Origin of the sequence: Sphingomonas sp. LC-1 (assembly GCF_025371035.1) — a bacterium.
Lineage (GTDB): Bacteria > Pseudomonadota > Alphaproteobacteria > Sphingomonadales > Sphingomonadaceae > Sphingomonas > Sphingomonas sanguinis_E.
The window spans coordinates 316417-334329 of record NZ_JANZXB010000001.1; the positions used below are offsets into that span (position 1 = coordinate 316417).

Genomic DNA, 17913 nt, shown 5'->3' on the forward strand with positions numbered 1-17913 from the left:
CGATCAGCGCCGCTTTCCGCCGGCATAGATGGCGTCGAACACGCCGCCATCCGCGAAGAACCGCTTCTGCGCCGCGCCCCAGCCGCCGAAATCGCGGATCGTCACCATGTCCAGCTTGGGGAAGGTTGCGGCATATTTCGCCAGCACCGCCTGGTCACGCGGGCGATAGAAATTGCGCGCGACGATCTCCTGCCCCTCGGGCGTGTAGAGGAATTTGAGATATTCGGTCGCGACCTGCTCGGTCCCATGCGCCTTGGCATTGGCATCGACCACCGCGACCGGCGGCTCGGCCAGGATCGAGATGGAAGGCACGACGATGTCGAACTTGCCCGCGCCCAGTTCCTTCTCGGACAACAAAGCCTCATTCTCCCAGGCGATCAGCACATCGCCCAGGCCGCGCTCGACAAAGGTCGTGGTCGCGCCGCGCGCGCCCGAATCCAGCACCGGCACATGACCGTACAGCTCGGCGACATATTTCTGCGCCGCCGCGTCCGATCCGCCCCCGGCCTTCTTGCCATAGGCCCAGGCGGCGAGGAAATTCCACCGCGCGCCGCCGCTGGTCTTGGGACTGGGGGTGATGACCTGCACGCCCGGCTTCACCAGATCGGCCCAGTCGCGAATGCCCTTGGGATTGCCCTTGCGGACCAGGAACACGATGGTCGAGGTATAGGGCGCGCTATTGTCCGGCAGACGGGTCTGCCAATCGGCCGGAAGCAGCTTGGCCCGCTCGGCAATCGCGTCGATGTCATAGGCGAGCGCCAGCGTCACCACGTCCGCCGACAGCCCGTCGATCACCGAGCGCGACTGCTTGCCCGATCCGCCATGACTCATGCGGAACGACACGGTCTGGCCGGTCTTGGCCTGCCACTGTTTGGCGAAGGCGGCGTTGACGTCCTTGTAGAGTTCGCGCGTCGGATCATAGCTGACGTTCAGCAGCTCAACCGAGCCCTTGCCGCCGCTGCCGCTGCCCGAACAGCCGGACAGGCCGATCGCCCCGATCATCAATGCGGCAAAGGCTGCCAGAAATGGTGCTCGCATGTGGACCTGTCCCTTTCGTTTCGGCGCGTAACCTATCTCGATCCCCCCGATAGGAAATGCCGGAAAGCTTGGGACGCACAAAGCCCTGCTTTTGCTCCCTCGATCCCGGCATAAGGCCGGTTGAGCCGCCTACGGCCTTGCATCACCGACGGACAAGGCCGATCTCCCGCCCGCATATTCCCATGTCTTTCGGAAAGGACACCCATGACCGCCCCGCAATTCGACGTGAAAACCGGACTTTATATCGGCGGCGAGTGGTTGGGCTCCGAAGGGCGCGACACGCAGGCGGTGTTGAACCCCGCGACCGGCCAGCCGCTGGGCGATCTGCCGCTCGCCACCACCGCCGACATGGACCGCGCGCTGGAGGCTGCCGCGCGCGGCTTCGAGCAATGGCGAAAAGTCGCGCCGCAGGAGCGCGCCGCCGTCCTTCATCGCACCGCCGCACTGGTTCGCGAGCGCGCCGAGGAACTGGCCCGACTCGCCACGCTGGAGGAAGGCAAGCCGATCGTCGAGGCGCGGGGCGAAGTCGCTGCGACCGCCGCCCTTCTCGACTTCCATGCGGGCGAGGCGGTGCGCATCTATGGTCGCGTCCTGCCGCGTCCTACCGGCACCCGCTCGCTCGTGCTGCAACAGCCCGTCGGTCCGGTCGCGGCCTTCTGCGCCTGGAACTTCCCGGTGATGAACCCGGTGCGCAAGATTTCGCCTGCTATTGCGGCTGGCTGCTCGGTCATCTTGAAGCCCAGCGAGGAAACCCCCGCCAGCGCCATCGCGATCATGCGCTGCTTTCAGGATGCGGGCCTGCCCGGCGACGTCGCGCAGCTCGTCTTCGGCGTGCCCGACGCGGTGTCTCGTCACCTGCTCGCCTCGCCCGTCACCCGCAAGCTCAGCTTCACCGGATCGGTACCGGTCGGCAAGCATCTCCTTAAGCTGGCCGCTGACACGGTGATGAAGTCGACCATGGAGCTGGGCGGTCACGGCCCGGTGCTGGTCTTCGACGATTGCGACCTGGACAAGACGCTCGACATCCTCGTCACCCACAAGTTCCGCAATGCGGGACAGGTCTGTGTCGCGCCCACGCGCTTCCATGTGCAGGAGGGCATCTATGAACGCTTCGCCAAGGGTTTCGCCGAACGCGCCGCCGCGCTGAAGATCGGTGATGGCCTGTCGTCGGACACGCAGATGGGCCCGATGGCCAATCCCCGCCGCCCCGAAGCCATCGGCGCGATGATTGAGGATGCGGTGAAGAGCGGCGCGCGGATGCTGACCGGCGGCGAGGCCAAGGGCGGTGACGGCTTCTTCTTCTCTCCCACCGTGCTGGCGGACGTGTCGCTCGACGCCAAGGCGATGAACGAGGAGCCGTTCGGCCCGATCGCGCTGATCCGCCCCTTCGCCACCACCGAGGATGCGATTGCGGAAGCCAACCGCCTGCCCTTCGGTCTGGGCGCCTATTGCTTCACCGAAAATGGTCGCCGCCAGAATCAGCTCGGCGACGAGATCGAGGCGGGCATGGTCGCGATCAACACCGTTCGGCTGAGCTGGGGCGATGCCCCCTTCGGCGGGGTCAAGGAAAGCGGTTACGGCTCGGAAGACGGGCCTGAGGGCATCGCCAACCATATGGTCACCAAGTCGGTCCATATCGCCTGACGCCATCCCCCCATCGCCAGGCTGGTGCCCGGCGCCCCCTCCCCAAGCCGCGCTTGGGGAGGATGGGCTCAGTCCCGCGCGCGATAGGCGGCGCGGGCGGCCTCCACCTCGGGCTGATGCGTATCCGCCCAGCGAATCAGCCCGCGCATCGGTTCCAGGAACGACCGGCCCAATGGGGTCAGCCGATATTCGACGCGTGGCGGCACCTCGGGATAGACGGTCCGCGCGACGAACCCATCCTCCTCCAGCCGCCGCAGCGTGCGCGACAGCATCTGCTTTGACACGTCCCCGATCCGGCGCAGCAGCACGTTGAACCGCAACGTCTCGGGCTCCAGCGCGGCGAGCACCAACAGGCTCCATTGATCGCCGATCCGGTCGAGCACCTCGCGGATCGGGCACCCCCCATCGCTGGTCCGCGCGAAGGACGGGACGGTCACTTCGCCGTGACCTTGTCCCTCCAAAATGACGTCTTGTGCGGGTGACAGGCTCTGCATAGCTCCACGGTCTACAAAGTGGACCAAGGCGTCAACAGGAAAGGAACGCTCATGAACATCGCGCTGATCGGAGCCTCGGGCAATGCAGGCTCGCGCATTTTGAAGGAATTGTCGGATCGCGGCCATCAGGTGACCGCCATCGCCCGTCATCCCGAGCGGATCGCCGCCCTGCCCGGCGTCACCCCAACCGCGGGCGACACGGCCGACGCTACTGCGCTGGCCGACGCGCTGCGCGGCCATGATGCGGTGATCAGTTCGGTGCATTTCCTGGCGGTCGATGCGCAAGGCCTGATCGACACCGTCCGCGCCTCGGGCGTAAAGCGCTATCTGCTCGTCGGTGGCGCAGGCAGCCTGGAAGTCGCGCCCGGACAGCGCCTGATCGACCAGCCCGGCTTCCCGGAGGAATATAAGGCGGAAGCAAGCGCAGGTGCGACTTTCCTCGACCTGTTGCGCGGCGCGGACGATCTGGAATGGACCTTCCTCTCCCCCTCCGCGATGTTCGTCCCCGGTGAGCGGACGGGCGTGTTCCGGCTGGGCACCGACACTTTGTTGTCCAACGAGCAGGGCAGCAGCATCTCGTTCGAGGATTATGCGATCGCTCTGGTCGACGAAATCGAGCAGCCGCGTCATATCCGCCAGCGCTTCACGGTCGGTTATTGAAGCCTCGACATGGTCGGGATCGAACATCCGGTCCCGACCGCAAGAAAAATGTCAAAAACCCTCTTGGCAGGTCGGACATGCTCGGCTAACAGCGCGCCACCAGACGGGGACATCGCTCCCCGCCATGCCGCAGACCGGCATTGGACGCATAGCTCAGTTGGTAGAGCAGCTGACTCTTAATCAGCGGGTCCTTGGTTCGAGCCCAAGTGCGTCCACCACCTGTCCGAATGGACGCATAGCTCAGTTGGTAGAGCAGCTGACTCTTAATCAGCATGTCCTTGGTTCGAGCCCAAGTGCGTCCACCATCCCCTTTTCGTTTGCACTTTTCCGCCCCGGTTGCACCGATGCGTCACGAGGGGAAGGCAGACAGGTTGCAAACGGTTTTGAGCATCGCCTACCGTATCGCGGCGCGCTATGTATCCGCGCCGCGAGGGAGATGGCGATGTGGCGTTTTGATCAGGGTCGAATCGAGTATTTCCAGTTCGACGAAATCCGGAAAATCGCCAAGTTCGCTGTCACACACGACCTACAATCCACCGATCATGAGCCGTTGATCGAAGCGACCGGTCTGCCGTTCAGACCGGTCAGCGACGCGTACCTGCCTTGGCGCAACTACAGCCGGGTATTTAGGACAGCGATGCTCGTGGCCAGCATTCAGGGTATAGCCAAACCGACGAAGGTCGCTCACCTGCTGGCGACCGACGGTTCAGTCACCTCGGATGACTATTTCCATTTCTTAGCGCAGGCGTTCACTGATCCGCACCCGTCGTTCCAGGAATGGCATCCGACAGCGAACCCGCGCTTTCCCCTGCTCTTCTCGATCAAATTTCTGCTCGCTCGGGCCGCAATCGGCGCACCGGTGGTAACCTATCCGGAGATTGTCGGGGCATACTCCAAAAGCGGATTTACGGGCGATGAGGATCAGACCGCGTTCCTTACGCTGGCCGGCAAGTCATGGTCCCATTCGGCCGATCATCGTCAAGCGCGCGAGAGCATTCAGATTATCAGCCAGATTTCGTATCTGAGCGCCACCTCGACTGATGTGACCGTATCCCTTGACGCCGAGGATGCGCGTGACGTGTTCGAGGGCCTGTCATCGGTGCGTGGGAAGCAGGAGGCTAGCAGCGAACTCGAGATTATGCGTCTGGCCAACCTGTATGAGGGGGCGGTCGCCGATCTTGACTTCAATTTCTCCAAAACGGTGCTGGATGAAATCGTCGAGGCAGGTTTCGCTGAGGGAACCCGCGTAGAACGGACACATATCGTACTTGAGCGAAACACCGCAGTCCGAGGCGCCTTCTTCGCGGCACAGCCCACGACCGCTTGTGACTTCTGCGAACGGGACACCGCGGCCGAGTACCCGTGGGCCGATCGGGTGCTTGACATTCATCACGTGTTGCCTCTCTGTTCCGGTACGAGATCGAGCGGCAAAGGTACGTCGCTCGGTGATCTCGTCGCAGTCTGTCCGACGTGCCACCGTGCGGTGCATCGCTACTACGCCAAGTGGCTGAAGGCGGCCGGGCGGAAGGATTTCGAAGACGCGAACGAAGCAAGGGCGGTCTACGATGCCGCCAAGAATGACAGGAAAGTAGCATGACGCCTCAATCGGCACCGCCGATCTCGCCGGACAACACCTACTCGGTCCAGAAGAAGCTGGTGACGAAAGCCATGTCCAACGGTGACGATCTCGCTGCGGCGTTGGCCAAGGCAGGCAAGCAGTACGACGACCTCGTCTACGAACGTTCGCACGAAAAGCAGTGGACGGGACCTGCCCCGCTTACCCTAAAGGATTTCAGTGCCAAAGTCACGGGCGTTCCGATCGTCAGCTTTTTTACCGGCTGCGGCGGAATGGATCTCGGTTTCGAACAGCTTGGATTCGAACACGTTGCTGCGTTCGAATACAATGAGATCTTCTGTAAGACGTTACGCAAGAACCGACCAAACTGGAAGGTGTTCGGCCCCCCGTACGGTAATGGCGACGTCTCCAAGTATGATGAAGTCGAAGCGGCCTTAGCACCGCTAATTCAGGCACCATTCGATGGTGTCTTTGTCGGCGGCCCTCCTTGCCAGCCCTTCAGCATCGCGGCCAATCAGCGCTTTTCGCGCTCGGGGGAGAATTTCAAGCGCGTCGGCTTTGCGCATGAGAAGAATGGCAATCTGCTGTTCGACTATGTGAAGTTGATCATTCGCTTCCAACCCAAGGTCTTCGTCGTTGAGAACGTCCCCGGGCTCCGCGACCTGGACGGGGGCGAGCAGCTATCGGCAGCGATCGAACTGCTCACCGACAATGGCTATGTCGTCAACGAGCCGACTGTTTACGACGCCGCCGATCATGGCGTCCCCCAGTTTCGCGAACGCCTTTTCGTCGTTGGATCCCGGACCAATGGACAATTTGTTGTGCCTGCAAAGCGTGCGCATGTCGGTGCCGCCAGCGTCCTAAAAGACATTCCTAACGGTCTGCCGAACCACGAAACGAGGACCCACAAGGCAGGATCCATCGAACGATACATGCGACTTCGATACGGTCAGCGAGATCAGCTTGGCCGGGTTGATCGACTAGACCCAACGCTTCCCTCGAAAACAGTCATCGCGGGTGGCACAAATGGAGGAGGTAGGTCGCATCTTCATCCAGAAATTCCGCGTACTCTAAGCGTTAGAGAGTGCGCGCGCTTGCAAACCTTCCCCGATAATTACATTTTCTTGGGACCGACCGCGCGGCAATTTACTCAGGTGGGCAACGCCGTTCCGCCGGTGCTAGCTGCAACGTTGGCGACGAGCATTGCTGAAGCGTACTTTACGCTGGATACGCCCGTTGAAGCGGAAGGAACTACGGCTATAGCTGCAGAGTGAAGAGCGCGTGGGAGCGTATATTCTACACGCTCCCCGTTGTCTCGCAACGAGTGCCAACTGGACGAAGTGATGTCGCCACCTTCGGTTAGCAACTGGAGGAATGAAATGGGTGATATCGACCACACGGTGAGATGGCGCGTACCGCTCGGCCATGCGGATGGCGCCGGATACGAGATGTCCGGCTGGAGCTGGCGATGGCCGATGGACGGCAGGGTCTGGGGCTTCGACAATCTCTCGACCCAGGACTACTTCCGCGTCCGCCAGGCGGGCAAGCGGACATGGCTGTTCGTCGCGCCGGACGGCACCGAGTACGACACGATGCGCGACCTGTTCGCCCAGTTCCGGTTGCGCCTCTGCGACTGCGAGCGGCGGACCGATCAGGTCGAGCAGATGCGTCTCGTGCTGGGTCTGATGAACAACGAGATCCACCGCAACGACACAGACGCGTTCGTGGATCTCGGCTTCGGCGGCGTCTGGTCGTACATGGAATCGTACGTGCACTGGATGGAACAGGAACGCATCCTGAAGTGCCATCACGGCCCGGTCCGCGATGCCACGCTTTCGATCGAGGGCCGCGCGATCCGGCGCATGCTGGACATGACCGCACCGGGCAGCAACATCGATACGTCGCCCCAGGCGATCATCGCCCGCTACGATAGCCTGTACCCGGGCCAGCGCGCCAAGTGACCGCCACGCGCCCCGGCTCGACAGCCGGGGCGGGACCACGCTACGACCACGCAGAACACGAGGGGGACCGATGCGCATAGACGACAGCCTGAAGATCGCGACGGCACTGCTCGCCGGCCACATGGAAACGACAGCCGTACCGACCGCCGAGGTCATGCGTCTGCTGCACAAGTGGCATCGGTCCATCATGCGGATGCAGTCCGGCACCTATACGGCCTGGGTCGACGAGCTGCCTGCAATGGACCTGCTCGATCAGGCCGCATCGGACGCCGCCGCGGCCGAAGCGCCGGCCGCTCCGGCCTATGTCGAGCCGAAGATCTATCCGCCACCCCTGCACCCGCTGGCCGCGCCGGAGGTCTCCGTCGAGGACAAGGTGGCCGGGACCGTGCACACCGACGCCATCGAGTGCCTGGAATGCGGGAAGCCGGTCAAGCTGATGAAGTCGCACCTGCTGACGTCGCACAACAAGATGACCTGGGGCGAGTATCTCGATCGCCACGGCTTGGCCGAGGACTATCCGGCGACGACGCAGGCGCACCGCGACCGCCAACGGGCCGACCAGCAACGCATCAAGGGCGTGACGCCTGGCGACGGCGACCAAAAAAAATACGAACCGGTGAGCGCCGACTTCGGCCGGCGTCGAGCTGAAGTCACCGACGACCGGGACGGCGACGGTGAACTGGGCAAGACGGGATAGGTGGGACGGCTCCGGCAAACGGCTGGAGCGATGAAATGAAGATCAGCATATTGGACGCCATGGTGCTGGTCAGCCGCGCGGTCGGCGCGGAACTGGCGGAGGCCGGGCTGGGTGGCCTGCTCGTCGATCACGGCGAGATCCGGATATCGCGCGCGGTCGACGGATGGCCGGTGCGGACGGTCTGGGCCGAGATGAGCGTGCAGGCCCTCGGCGTCGTCCAGGCCATGCGGGTGCAGATCGACGTCGAGTACGGCAGGATGATCGGTGATCACAACGCCGCGATCCGCGCGTTCGTGCAGGGTGCTCTGGACTTCGCCACCAAGCACGAGATCCTCGCCGCCGAGCATCGTCGTCTCCGAGACAAGGCAGAGACCGTCGCCAACGAGTGCTGGCTCGAGGAGCTGGACGTGTCCGTGATGTCGGTCCGCCGTCAGTCCCGAGATCTACTCGACCAGTTCGACCCGGCCGACACGGATCACTGGATCGTCGAGATGCTGATGCTCGCCCGGTACGACGACGAGATCGTGCAGGAGCCCGTCGCGATCACAGTCCGATCGGACGACATTGCCGACTTCGGCAACACTCTACGGAATTCATGGATCCCTGAACAGCGCGCGCTCGCCCTCCAGCGCGCGCTGTACCGGGGAGGTGCCGCCGCCTGACCTCCCCTCCGGGCGGCGGCACCACGATCAGACCGGCCGGCTGGCGCTGATCGGCGTGCGAGACACGAGGCGCGCGTTCGGATCGACGCGCGCCGCCTCGTGCAGCGCGAGGCCGAAGTCGGTGGCCACCGCGTATATGCGCGGACGGAGGTCGGCCGGCAGCCAGGCGGTGTCGATGTGCGCCAGCGCCAGCCGAGCCGCATCCGCGAGATCCGCGATGACGGTCGCGCGTTCGTCCAGCTTGGCCCGGTCCTCCTCGACGCGTGCTTCGCGCTTGGCGATGGCGCGCTCCTGAAGCTCGAGGCCGTTCAACTCCTTCGCCCGCTGACGCGCCCGCAGCAGCCACTCCCTCGCCTTCTCGGCGCGTTCGTCCAACTTCGCGCGATCGGCGTCGATCGCGGCACGCAGCGCCGCCAGAGCGGTACGCTCGGCCGCGACCGCCTTGGCATGGGCCGACCGCTCGGCGTCGAGCGCAGTCCGCTTCTCGGCGAGTGCGGCGGCATCGTCGCGCTGACGGGTCGCCTCCACGGCCACCGCGCTGCGCTCGCGCACCAGCTCGTCGCGCTCGACGCCGGCGGCGGCGATAGCCGCGTCGAGATCGGCGGCGTGCTCCTTGTTGGTCTTGTGCACTGCGCCGCTGCGATGACGACCGCGCCGCAGACCGAGATGCTCGACCATCTTCGCCCACTGATCCTGATGGATCGACAGCTGCGCCTTGCCACCCATGTCGCGGTCGGCGGACAGCATCCATTCCGGTTCACGGCTCTCCGGACGCTTCACGCGCCAACGCCGCTTGCCCTCGTCGTCCCGGTAGTATTCGCGCTCGCCGGTCCGACCGTCGACGCGCAGGTGGACGGGCATGACGACGGCGTGACCATGGAAGACGCGTTCGTCCAGATGCATGACCAGTGACGTGATCTGACCCTCGTGCGGATACCGCTCCTCGAGATACTCGCGCGCAAGGTTGGCCATCTGGTACGCCACGCTGACCCGGCTGGACGGGGAGAGGCGATCGAAGAACTGCGGGCTTGCCGTGAAGATGAATTCCAGCCCGAGAACCGCATCGGCGGTCATCTTCGGCTTGAACCGCTCGTGTGCCGCCTGCAGATCGGCACGGGCGTCGCCGGTGCCGATGAGGTGACGTGGCGGCATCGCGCTCGGGTCCGCGTTGGGCGTGTCCATGTCGCGACTGTTGTGCTGGCCGACCCAGTACGCGTGCGACCATGACGTGATGCGGTGCGTCCGCATGATGGTGTAGGGCTGATCGGTCATGGCATGATTGTCCCATGCCGAAGGGTGGATGTGAATCACCCCCTCGGCATGGGCAGAGTAATATCCCTCACTTACTAGAGATGTTACCCGCCGGCGGTCGCATCCCGCAGCAGGATCCGCACACCGCCCGGCCGTGGCGACCATCGCTTCGTGCCCTGCACCGAAACGATCTGAGCGTCATCGGCGATCACGCCGCCATAGTTCCGTGCCTTCGTCCCCAGTCCGGCGACCGCCTTCGCGAAGTCCCGCCCGCCCGGTTCCATCAGCGCATCGGCGACGGCCTTGATCAGATTGTCGAGATCCGGACGGCCGATCGCGGGCATGCCCTCTCGCTTCGCCTGCGCCGTCGGCATCGCCAGTTCGACGACCAACTCCAGCGGTGCGTCCGCCGGCGGCGGCGTCCAACCGGCGTCGACGATCGCGGCGACGATTGTCGCCTTCCATGCGGCCGATGCGGCGCTGTCGGTCAGGACCGCGCGACCGACGACGCGGGGGCGCGGCTGAGCACGGGGATGACCGATGGCGATGGCGTCGAGATAGACCACGGCCACGATTGTCGCGGTCGTTCACCTTCCCAGGCGGCGGGCAAAGAGAAGGGCCGGCGGATCGCTCCACCGGCCCCTTCTCCGACCACGCTTGGCCCCGGTGCCTATGCACAGACCTGCCCTATAGAAGGCAGTTCTCTCCCACGCCCGCAGAACGTAACCTGTTCATTCTATACCGCCGGAAACGGGTGTCTCTGGGTGAGGTCGTAATCACGACAGAACCTTTCAAGCTGACCCTGCGTGAAGGTCGGACCGATGCCCAGGTCGGTGTGGTAAGCGCACGCGGCGTTAACATCGATCTCGAAAGGTGCGGTCATCGACAGGGCGATGTTCATCAGCTCGATCATCCCCTCTGGCTCGACGCCTACTAGCTGTGCCGCGTGCCTCCAGTTAATCGTTGGCGACGCGGCAGAGTCCATCAGTTTATAGTTGGGCATGTTGGCCTCCGTCGTGGCGCGTATGAATCAGTACGCGATGTCGGCGAGGAAGGCCTCGTCGGCTTCGATCTCGAGCAGCGTCGGACGCTTGTCGTAGCCGGGGGTGGCGCGCTCGGCGGTGACAACGGCCCAGAGGCGATCGGCCTCGGCGGCGGCGGGCGACGGCGTCGTGCTGCCGGTCAGGTGATCGCGGAAGTGCGCGTCCAGCCAAGAGTGAGCGGTGGAGAGCAGCGTCTCGAGCGCGTCGCGCTCCCGCTCGGTGCGCGCGCCGTCCAGGTCGTCGACCAGGTCGCCGCAGACGTCGCCGGCGGCATCGCCGACCATGGTCGCGATCTCGTGCTCGAGGATTTCGGACGCGAGCAGGGCATCGGCCTCGGAATCGAGGGCGGCGTACTGCGCGGCGTCGTGGTGATGTGCGGTGTTCATGGTGTTCCCCGTCGTGATGGTGGTCGGTAGGTTGTTTCGGTTTTCCGGGACCGGTCAGGCGACAGCGGTGTCGAGAGCGTCGCGTTCGGGCAGGACGTCGCGCCAGTCGTGGCGTACCAGGTCCATGACCTCGGCCATGGCGATGCGGGCCGGCGTCATGCCGTACTCCGCGCATTCGGCGTGGACGATCCAGTGCCACGCATAGTCGGTGTGGACGACGCAGGCGGCGTCCATCCGGTGCATGCCCATGCGGGCGGACACCTCGCCGCTCGCGATGCTGGCGTAGATCGATCCCTCGACCTCGTCCGGTGTGCGGGCGTCCAGCGGCATCAGCGCCAACACGTCTTGATCGGTGCTGCCCAGCAGCCGTTCGACGGATCCGCCGCGCGTCTGCTCGATGCGGGCGCGCCGCGTCAGCATGGTCACGTCCAGTTCGGCCTGCGCATTCATCTTGTCGGTCATCGTCGTCATCCCTCGTGGTCCAGCACAGCGCTGGGCGTAGGAGGACAATGAACCTGATGATATAGACCTGTCCATACCCCCCTCGTGCACGTCATGCGCTTTTCTGGATACCTTCACCTCCTAGATGAGTGGCTGGGTACGTGAATATCAGGGTCCTGTTCGGAGAGGGTATGGACAAGGACCATAAGATGACCCCATGATTCGTGCAGCGGTAATGAGGACCGTGCGGGAGACAGGCCATGGGAACGCCGAGGACGGCAGCGCAGCGGGTGAGCTACGCGGAGATGGACAGGGAAGCGGGGATTGGGACGGCGCACATCGCCTTCGTCAACGAACACCGCGACGAGGTGCGTCAGTGGGCGCGGCGCTCGCATGCAGCCGCCCGTGTTCACGAGCGCTTCGGCGTCGTGGTCGACACCGCGCACCTGCTGAACCTCGGCAAGCGGATCGAAACCGGGGTCGTTGTCCAGCCGGGTCTGATGCTGATCGGCCATGCCTCGGACGATCGTCGCGGCCGTCGCACCTCGCTCTGGCTGGCGTGGATCGGTGATGCCGAGATCCCGTTCGTCTATGATCACGACGCCCGTTCCGTCGTCACGGTCCTGCCGTGGACGGCGAACCAGCTGCGCTATGACCGTCGCCGCGGCGGCTTTCCGAATCTGGCCCGGGGCGGCACGAAGGCCGCGCGAACGTACTGGGCGGAGGTGCGGTCGTGAGCGCCGCAACCATCGGCTTCGGGGCGCCGACTTGGGACGGAGCACATCGCTGGCTCATCCGCACCCCGCGTCAGCGTGATGCTGCCGTCACTCTTCTCGAGGATTACGGCCGCAACGGCTGGCCATCGGGTATCTACGAACCAGTCGTCCGCGCCATCGTGCCGAGGACGACGTGGTCCGCTGTCGCACCCGCCCTGCAGATTCACCTCAATGGTCGCCTGAAGGATGCCGGCTTTCCTCGCGGCAAGCTCATCATCGGCGACGTTCCCGTCGAGCGGCTGCTCGGCACCGAGGCGTGTCTGCTCGCCTGGGCCATCGATGACGCCACGCCGGATCAGGCGCGTGAGGCCTTCGATTCGCTGCGCACCTACATGCCGTGCGAGGTCCGCTGCCTCTACCAGTACGCCGCTCGTGACCGCGACCTATCCCGTCCGGCCTATGGCTGGCGCAAGGCGATCAAGTTCGCGCTGATCGCGTCGCTGTCGAAGGAACCGGCTGTCGGCACGCAACTCGAATTGCTCGACAGGACAGGAGGCAAGTGATGCACGGATCCAAGACGTACCGCCCGTACTCGGTGCGCCGCCGCCCTGCCCCCTGCACCCGTGCCCGCGACGCTGAGGAGCTGTGGATGCGCATCGACGGCCGGCTGCCGCGGTCGGAAACCTCGACCGAGGAGGATCGCCAGCTCGCAACCGAGCTGTGGGCGCGGATCGACGGGAGCTATGGGGCATGAGCACGTCCATGTCCGATGAGGTCGCCGAGCGCATCGCCGACGCGAACCGCCGGCTCGGCACCATTGTCCCGGTCGCCATCGTCCGCACCGTGTATGCCTACGACACCATTAAAAGCGTACGCATGATGGACGACTGGATGATCGGCACCCCGGTCGAAGGCACCGTGCCTGCGCAGCTCGAGGACGGAATCCGCAAGGCGATCGCATGGGGTCGCGTCAACCGGCCGCTCGAGATGCTTAGGCTGGCGGCGGACTGGCCGCACGCCGAATGGATGCCGATCTGATGGCGCGCATCGCGAAGCCGCGCGAGTTGCGGATCCACCAGCGCGCGAACCGCGAGGGTGGCGCGACGGCCGTCCGACTGCTCGCAGGCCGGTCCTCCTACAACGGCGCACCCTTCTGGCAGGTCCGCGTCGGGTCGGCGGGTCCCCTCACCTTCACGACGCTGGCCGAGGCCGAGCAGGCGTTCGCGATCGTCGCTGACGGCGGCAGTCTGGGGCGGCGCGGCTAGCGGACCGTGCAGGTCGATGCCGGCGGCTTCGACCCCACCTGCAGCGCCCAGATCGCGGCCAGCTTATCGCGACAGTCGCATCCGGCGGCGATCAGATCCAGCTGCCATCGCGCGAGATCAACGTCGGTCGCCGTATCAGGGTTCGGCACGGCCGGCTCACCCTTGCAGTGCAGGAGCGTGGGCGGGACGATGATGCCGACGCTAGCCGGCGGGGCGCTGCGCGGCGCGCAGGCGGCGGAGATGCTCGCGAGTGAGATCGCTGACAGCAGTCGCACCATAGCGTTGTTCGAGCGCATCGATCATTCCCTTCTGCTGCGAGACGGCCATCTCGAGGACGGTCGCGCGGGTGATTGCCGCTTCGGCGGCGGTGTCGGCGGCACGCCTGGCGTCGCGGGCGGCGACCTCACGGCGGAGCGCGTCCCGTTCGGCGTGACGCGAGATCGCGACCTGCTTCGCCATGGCGTCCCGCTCGGACGCGATCCGCTGCGACTGGAACGCGAACCAGACCGCGATGCCGACCAGTGCGGCGACGATCGCGGGGATGCCCCAGCGACGGATGGCGGCGATCGCGCGCGCCCAGGTGAATGCGGTCAGCATCGTCAGTCTCCCTTGCGGATCATGGACAGGCCGAGCAGCGCCATGCCGATGACGCCGGCCTCGACGCCGGCGATGAAGATCAGGGCCATCATCGTCACTCGCCCTCCCCCGGAGGCGCGGCCGACACCTCGGACGGACCGCTCGCCTTCGGGCGGAAGGTGCCGATGACGCCGATCAGGCCGGTCACGGCAGCACCGACGAAGCCCAGCGCGACCTCGACCTTGGTCAGGCTCTCCGCCGGCACCAGGACGCACACGACGGCCGCGGTGATCGTCAGGACGACGATGGCGGCGAGCGTCGACAGGTAGGCGACGACGGGCTGGACCGACGGCTTCATGCCTCGTTCCTCGACAGTGGCATCCCGGCGATGTTCGTCATGCGGACGGGCCCGCCGACCACGGGAACGCCACGCGGCCAGCGGGCGGCGATGAGGCGCGACTTCGCGATCCGGGTGACGGTCACGGCATCCTGCTGATTGCCGCCGAGCACGTGGTAGGCGGTCGCGTCTTCGCCCAGATAGAACGCCACATGGCCCCCGCCTTCGCGGCCGAAGACCAGGACGGCGCCGGGAGCGAGGTGCGTCGTGCGGAGGTTCGCGCCCCAAGTGGCCCACGTCTTGGCGCGAGCGGCGATCTTCGGCGGCTCGATCCCGGCCGCGACCATGCAGGCCGCGACGAACCCGCCGCACCAAGGCACGGCGTCTGACGTCCAGGTGAACCCGTTGAAGCGGGCGGCGGTGTTGAGCAGCGCCAGAAGCCGGTTGTTGTTCGTCGGTCCGGGAAACTCACGGGTACCGAGATGCGCGCGGGCGGCGGCGAGCCAGGTGGGATCGGTCGTCATGGCCACAGTGTGAGCCGCGACGACCTTCCCATGCGGCAGGTCAGGCGACCTCCCGCCACCTCTTTCGTGCGAGATCAATCAGAGACTCGGGCCAGCCGCTCGGGACGCCAACGCCCTTCACGAACCCGGTCCACTCGTCCGAGGCGCGCAGATCGTCGATGGCGCCGGTATTGGTCGCCGCCAACAGCTTCGCCTTCAACGCGTCCTTCGTCGGTTCCCAAGGGTTCGTCACGCCGGACAGGTCGATCGGCTTGGGGCGCGGCCGGACGTCCTCGGGCGAGTGCGCGTCCGCGTCCTGCATATCCTCGGTCGGAATCATGAACGCCTGCATCAGCGCATACTTCAGCGCGGCCGACATTGCCTTGTTGGTCGACTTGTCGGCGCTGTCCATCGCCTCGCCCTCCGTCGCGACGGTGTGCGTCGAGCCGTCGCACACGGCCACGAAGTCGAACTCGACGTGCAGGTGGGTGTAGAACATGACGCCGCCCTTCGTGGTCTGGCGTTCGTCCTGCCTCTTCGACATGACGCGCGGCAGCACGACGAGACCGTTGCGCGCGATGACCGGCGCGACGGCGTTCATGAACTGGTCGATCCCGCGAAAGTTGAAGCCCTGCCCGCTGTTGCGACGGTCCTTGGCGACGCCGCCCAGGAGATCGGCGGTGCAGGCGGAGATGGCGGCGTATACGCCGATGCCGGTGGTCATGAAGGTCGCCTCCTCAGGCGTTGTCGCGTTTCAGACGGTGCAGGTCGGACAGCCGCAGCCGTTCGGCGGTGCGGACGTGATCGCGGTTGGCGCGCGCCCGGGCGAGCGCGTCTTCGGCGGCATGGACCGCGCGTTCGGCCTCGTTGGTGCGGATGCGCGCCTGCTCGAGGTCGTCCTCGGCGAGCGCGATCTTCAGGCGCGCGATGCAGCTCATCAGCCGGTGATGATACCGACGTGGCCAGCGGTCCCGTAGAACGTCGGCGCGACGCGCTGCTCGACGGCGCGCATCGCGGCTTCGCGGCGTTCCATCACGGCGACGGCACGACGTTCGTGGCGGTTGAGGCTGACGGGCGCATTGCGCGCTTCGTGTTCCTGGCGGAGCTGGTTCTCGAGAACCACGTGATCGATCGGCTGCATGGCGACCATTATGACCGTTGCGCCCCTTCCCGTGCGAAGGCAGGATCGGTGGGAAGGAGACCGGGATGCCGACATTTGTAGCGCAGATCATCGACGACGAAGGCGAGTCGTCGACGACGAGGATCATGACCGGCAGTCGTGAAGACGCGGCCCGGTGCAAGGTGCGCGACGCGTTGGTTGGTTACGACGACGGCCTCTACATCGGACTGGTGAAGGTGTGGGAGGACGGCGACAAGGACGATCTGGGGACGACCTACGGCTGGGAAGCGCTGCGGGAACTGCCTGAAGGATTCGATGAGGAAGACGAAGAGCTTGACGTCGACGTGAAACTGGAAGCCCGGACCTGATGGGCAAGGGCGGCTACAACGGCGGGTCGTCGATCATCCGGGCGGCGGTCGGCTTCATCAGTGGCCGCTCCAAGCCTGCGGCTATGTCGGTGGACGCGAAGAGCGAAGACCGGCCGAGCGCCAAGGTGCCGAAGAGCCGTAAACTGCCGAAGACCGAGAAGCAGAAGGCTGCTGACGCCGAGTGGAACAGGAAGATGACGCTCGCGCATCAGGCGCGGCGCAAGGGTGATCCGATGGACGCGGTGGTGGTGAAGCGCATCACGAAAAACACCCTCCGGCTCCGCAAGCGTGATCCGTGATCAGTACCAGGGATCGTCGCGACGCTTCGCCTGCTCGGGCGTGTCGCGGCCGGTGTAGCCGAAGGCGTGAAGCACGATGCCGACGGTTCCGATGAAGACGATCCAGTACAGCGTCGCACCGAGACCGGTGAAGCTGCCGTCGTAGTCGGTGATCCAGCGCGTCGGCAGCACGGCACCCACGCCCTTGCACATCAGATAGCCGGCGACGAGCGCCGCCGGTCCCGCCAACAATGATCGCTTTCCGTCCGCCATGCGACAGGAGTAGCGGCTATCGCAATCGAGGCAAGCCGGTCACTGGGTCGGCGTATGCGTCGTCGCTTCGGCCGGGCGATGCTCGATGACCGCCGGCGCGACGACCGGCGCCGGTACGCTGGTCTTCCCTTCGATAAGCCGGAATCCGCCTGCGGCTAGAAGCGCGCCGAGGACGATCGGGACGATCCAGCGGATGACCGTCTCGCGCAGGGTGTTGCCGTCGCGCTCCTGCCGCCGACGCTGCTCACGCACCCAGGTGCGGTCGTCGGGATCGAAGTCGCGCACCATCTCGTCGAGGACGGTCATGCGCCGGTGGTGAAGATCCTGATTGGCGATGCAGTCGTCGGTGAACTGGTTACGCCGGTGCTGCCTGGCGATCGCCTCGGCGCTGCCGGTCTCGATGCCGAGCACCCTGAACTGGGTCGTCATGGCCTCGGCGAAGCCACGCGAGATCTCGGTCGATAGCGTCCGCGTCACCTCGGCGACGACCGCCTTGGCCGTTTCGGTGGCGACGGCCTTCGCGGTCTCGCTGGCGATCGGGGGCACGAGCTGACGAACGAGTCGTTCGACGTCGTGCTTCGAGAAGGCATGGTCGGCGGGAGCGGTCATGCCGCTCATGCTACC

28 protein-coding genes and 2 tRNA genes are annotated in these 17913 nt (G+C 65.3%); 15 read left to right on the forward strand and 15 right to left on the reverse strand.

Annotated features, from left to right (window positions below):
* Window positions 1-3 precede the first annotated feature (3 nt).
* Window positions 4-1038 (reverse strand): sulfate ABC transporter substrate-binding protein, encoded by a 1035-nt coding sequence (locus tag NZL82_RS01410; protein WP_314732863.1) that lies wholly within the window; start codon window positions 1036-1038, stop codon window positions 4-6.
* 204 nt (window positions 1039-1242) lie between these two features.
* Here NZL82_RS01410 and NZL82_RS01415 point away from each other — a divergent pair, with 204 nt between their 5' ends.
* Entirely contained in the window at window positions 1243-2682 is a 1440-nt protein-coding gene (locus NZL82_RS01415; protein ID WP_261267991.1) for an NAD-dependent succinate-semialdehyde dehydrogenase, read from the forward strand.
* 68 nt (window positions 2683-2750) lie between these two features.
* Here the strand turns inward: NZL82_RS01415 and NZL82_RS01420 are convergent, their stop codons facing one another.
* Window positions 2751-3119, reverse strand: a complete 369-nt coding sequence (locus tag NZL82_RS01420; protein WP_261267992.1) for a helix-turn-helix domain-containing protein — start codon at window positions 3117-3119, stop codon at window positions 2751-2753.
* A 108-nt stretch (window positions 3120-3227) separates the two neighbouring features.
* Between NZL82_RS01420 and NZL82_RS01425 the strand changes: the two genes are divergently transcribed.
* From NZL82_RS01425 to NZL82_RS01460, 8 genes are all read left to right on the forward strand, one after another.
* Window positions 3228-3836 carry an NAD(P)-dependent oxidoreductase gene (locus NZL82_RS01425; protein ID WP_261267993.1) on the forward strand — a complete coding sequence of 203 codons (609 nt, stop codon included), beginning with the start codon at window positions 3228-3230 and terminating at the stop codon, window positions 3834-3836.
* Window positions 3837-3978: 142 nt separating this feature from the next.
* Window positions 3979-4054: transfer RNA gene (locus NZL82_RS01430), tRNA-Lys, on the forward strand.
* 11 nt (window positions 4055-4065) lie between these two features.
* Window positions 4066-4141: transfer RNA gene (locus NZL82_RS01435), tRNA-Lys, on the forward strand.
* Between the two features lie 137 nt (window positions 4142-4278).
* Entirely contained in the window at window positions 4279-5433 is a 1155-nt protein-coding gene (locus tag NZL82_RS01440; RefSeq protein ID WP_261267994.1) for a hypothetical protein, read from the forward strand.
* A complete protein-coding gene (locus tag NZL82_RS01445; protein ID WP_261267995.1) occupies window positions 5430-6686 on the forward strand; it encodes a DNA cytosine methyltransferase in 1257 nt (418 codons plus the stop codon). Before NZL82_RS01440 ends, NZL82_RS01445 begins: the two co-directional genes overlap by 4 nt.
* A 105-nt stretch (window positions 6687-6791) precedes the next feature.
* Window positions 6792-7373, forward strand: a complete 582-nt coding sequence (locus tag NZL82_RS01450; RefSeq protein ID WP_261267996.1) for a hypothetical protein — start codon at window positions 6792-6794, stop codon at window positions 7371-7373.
* A gap of 70 nt (window positions 7374-7443) precedes the next feature.
* Entirely contained in the window at window positions 7444-8070 is a 627-nt protein-coding gene (locus tag NZL82_RS01455; protein WP_261267997.1) for a MucR family transcriptional regulator, read from the forward strand.
* Between the two features lie 35 nt (window positions 8071-8105).
* Window positions 8106-8732: a hypothetical protein gene (locus NZL82_RS01460; protein ID WP_261267998.1), complete on the forward strand. Its 627-nt coding sequence runs from the start codon at window positions 8106-8108 to the stop codon at window positions 8730-8732.
* Between the two features lie 27 nt (window positions 8733-8759).
* Here the strand turns inward: NZL82_RS01460 and NZL82_RS01465 are convergent, their stop codons facing one another.
* From NZL82_RS01465 to NZL82_RS01485, 5 genes are all read right to left on the reverse strand, one after another.
* A complete protein-coding gene (locus NZL82_RS01465) occupies window positions 8760-10004 on the reverse strand; it encodes a plasmid recombination protein (RefSeq protein WP_261267999.1) in 1245 nt (414 codons plus the stop codon).
* A gap of 83 nt (window positions 10005-10087) precedes the next feature.
* Window positions 10088-10555, reverse strand: coding sequence for a RusA family crossover junction endodeoxyribonuclease (locus NZL82_RS01470; protein WP_261268000.1), 468 nt, complete (start codon window positions 10553-10555; stop codon window positions 10088-10090).
* Window positions 10556-10719: 164 nt separating this feature from the next.
* Window positions 10720-10986 carry a hypothetical protein gene (locus NZL82_RS01475; protein WP_261268001.1) on the reverse strand — a complete coding sequence of 89 codons (267 nt, stop codon included), beginning with the start codon at window positions 10984-10986 and terminating at the stop codon, window positions 10720-10722.
* A gap of 27 nt (window positions 10987-11013) precedes the next feature.
* Window positions 11014-11412: a hypothetical protein gene (locus NZL82_RS01480; RefSeq protein ID WP_261268002.1), complete on the reverse strand. Its 399-nt coding sequence runs from the start codon at window positions 11410-11412 to the stop codon at window positions 11014-11016.
* Between the two features lie 54 nt (window positions 11413-11466).
* Window positions 11467-11874, reverse strand: coding sequence for a hypothetical protein (locus NZL82_RS01485; protein WP_261268003.1), 408 nt, complete (start codon window positions 11872-11874; stop codon window positions 11467-11469).
* 269 nt (window positions 11875-12143) lie between these two features.
* Between NZL82_RS01485 and NZL82_RS01490 the strand changes: the two genes are divergently transcribed.
* The 4 genes from NZL82_RS01490 (at window position 12144) to NZL82_RS01505 (ending at window position 13834) form a co-directional block, all read left to right on the forward strand.
* Window positions 12144-12590: a hypothetical protein gene (locus NZL82_RS01490; protein ID WP_261268004.1), complete on the forward strand. Its 447-nt coding sequence runs from the start codon at window positions 12144-12146 to the stop codon at window positions 12588-12590.
* On the forward strand, window positions 12587-13132 hold the full coding sequence (locus NZL82_RS01495) for a DUF3780 domain-containing protein (protein ID WP_261268005.1): 546 nt from the start codon (window positions 12587-12589) through the stop codon (window positions 13130-13132). Before NZL82_RS01490 ends, NZL82_RS01495 begins: the two co-directional genes overlap by 4 nt.
* Window positions 13133-13319: 187 nt before the next feature.
* Window positions 13320-13607 (forward strand): hypothetical protein, encoded by a 288-nt coding sequence (locus NZL82_RS01500; RefSeq protein ID WP_261268006.1) that lies wholly within the window; start codon window positions 13320-13322, stop codon window positions 13605-13607.
* Window positions 13592-13834, forward strand: a complete 243-nt coding sequence (locus tag NZL82_RS01505; protein ID WP_261268007.1) for a hypothetical protein — start codon at window positions 13592-13594, stop codon at window positions 13832-13834. The genes NZL82_RS01500 and NZL82_RS01505 overlap by 16 nt, the downstream gene beginning before the upstream one ends.
* 201 nt (window positions 13835-14035) lie before the next feature.
* On the opposite strand, the gene NZL82_RS01510 is transcribed toward NZL82_RS01505, so the two are convergent.
* The 6 genes from NZL82_RS01510 to NZL82_RS01535 all read right to left on the reverse strand — a co-directional run bounded on the left by NZL82_RS01510 (window position 14036) and on the right by NZL82_RS01535 (window position 16400).
* Window positions 14036-14431 (reverse strand): hypothetical protein, encoded by a 396-nt coding sequence (locus tag NZL82_RS01510; RefSeq protein ID WP_261268008.1) that lies wholly within the window; start codon window positions 14429-14431, stop codon window positions 14036-14038.
* A 94-nt stretch (window positions 14432-14525) separates the two neighbouring features.
* Window positions 14526-14768, reverse strand: coding sequence for a hypothetical protein (locus tag NZL82_RS01515; RefSeq protein WP_261268009.1), 243 nt, complete (start codon window positions 14766-14768; stop codon window positions 14526-14528).
* A complete protein-coding gene (locus NZL82_RS01520) occupies window positions 14765-15271 on the reverse strand; it encodes a TIGR02594 family protein (RefSeq protein ID WP_261268010.1) in 507 nt (168 codons plus the stop codon). Before NZL82_RS01520 ends, NZL82_RS01515 begins: the two co-directional genes overlap by 4 nt.
* Before the next feature lie 40 nt (window positions 15272-15311).
* Window positions 15312-15974, reverse strand: a complete 663-nt coding sequence (locus tag NZL82_RS01525; protein ID WP_261268011.1) for an ERF family protein — start codon at window positions 15972-15974, stop codon at window positions 15312-15314.
* A 13-nt stretch (window positions 15975-15987) separates the two neighbouring features.
* Window positions 15988-16188, reverse strand: coding sequence for a hypothetical protein (locus NZL82_RS01530; protein ID WP_261268012.1), 201 nt, complete (start codon window positions 16186-16188; stop codon window positions 15988-15990).
* Entirely contained in the window at window positions 16188-16400 is a 213-nt protein-coding gene (locus tag NZL82_RS01535; protein WP_261268013.1) for a hypothetical protein, read from the reverse strand. Before NZL82_RS01535 ends, NZL82_RS01530 begins: the two co-directional genes overlap by 1 nt.
* A gap of 56 nt (window positions 16401-16456) precedes the next feature.
* Here NZL82_RS01535 and NZL82_RS01540 point away from each other — a divergent pair, with 56 nt between their 5' ends.
* The gene (locus NZL82_RS01540; RefSeq protein ID WP_261268014.1) at window positions 16457-16738 is read left to right on the forward strand and encodes a hypothetical protein; all 282 of its coding nucleotides are present in this window, start codon (window positions 16457-16459) and stop codon (window positions 16736-16738) included.
* Window positions 16738-17037 (forward strand): hypothetical protein, encoded by a 300-nt coding sequence (locus NZL82_RS01545; protein ID WP_261268015.1) that lies wholly within the window; start codon window positions 16738-16740, stop codon window positions 17035-17037. Before NZL82_RS01540 ends, NZL82_RS01545 begins: the two co-directional genes overlap by 1 nt.
* Here the strand turns inward: NZL82_RS01545 and NZL82_RS01550 are convergent, their stop codons facing one another.
* The gene (locus tag NZL82_RS01550) at window positions 17038-17289 is read right to left on the reverse strand and encodes a hypothetical protein (protein ID WP_261268016.1); all 252 of its coding nucleotides are present in this window, start codon (window positions 17287-17289) and stop codon (window positions 17038-17040) included.
* A gap of 39 nt (window positions 17290-17328) precedes the next feature.
* Complete coding sequence (locus NZL82_RS01555) at window positions 17329-17907, reverse strand: hypothetical protein (RefSeq protein WP_261268017.1); 579 nt, start codon at window positions 17905-17907, stop codon at window positions 17329-17331.
* Window positions 17908-17913: the final 6 nt, after the last annotated feature.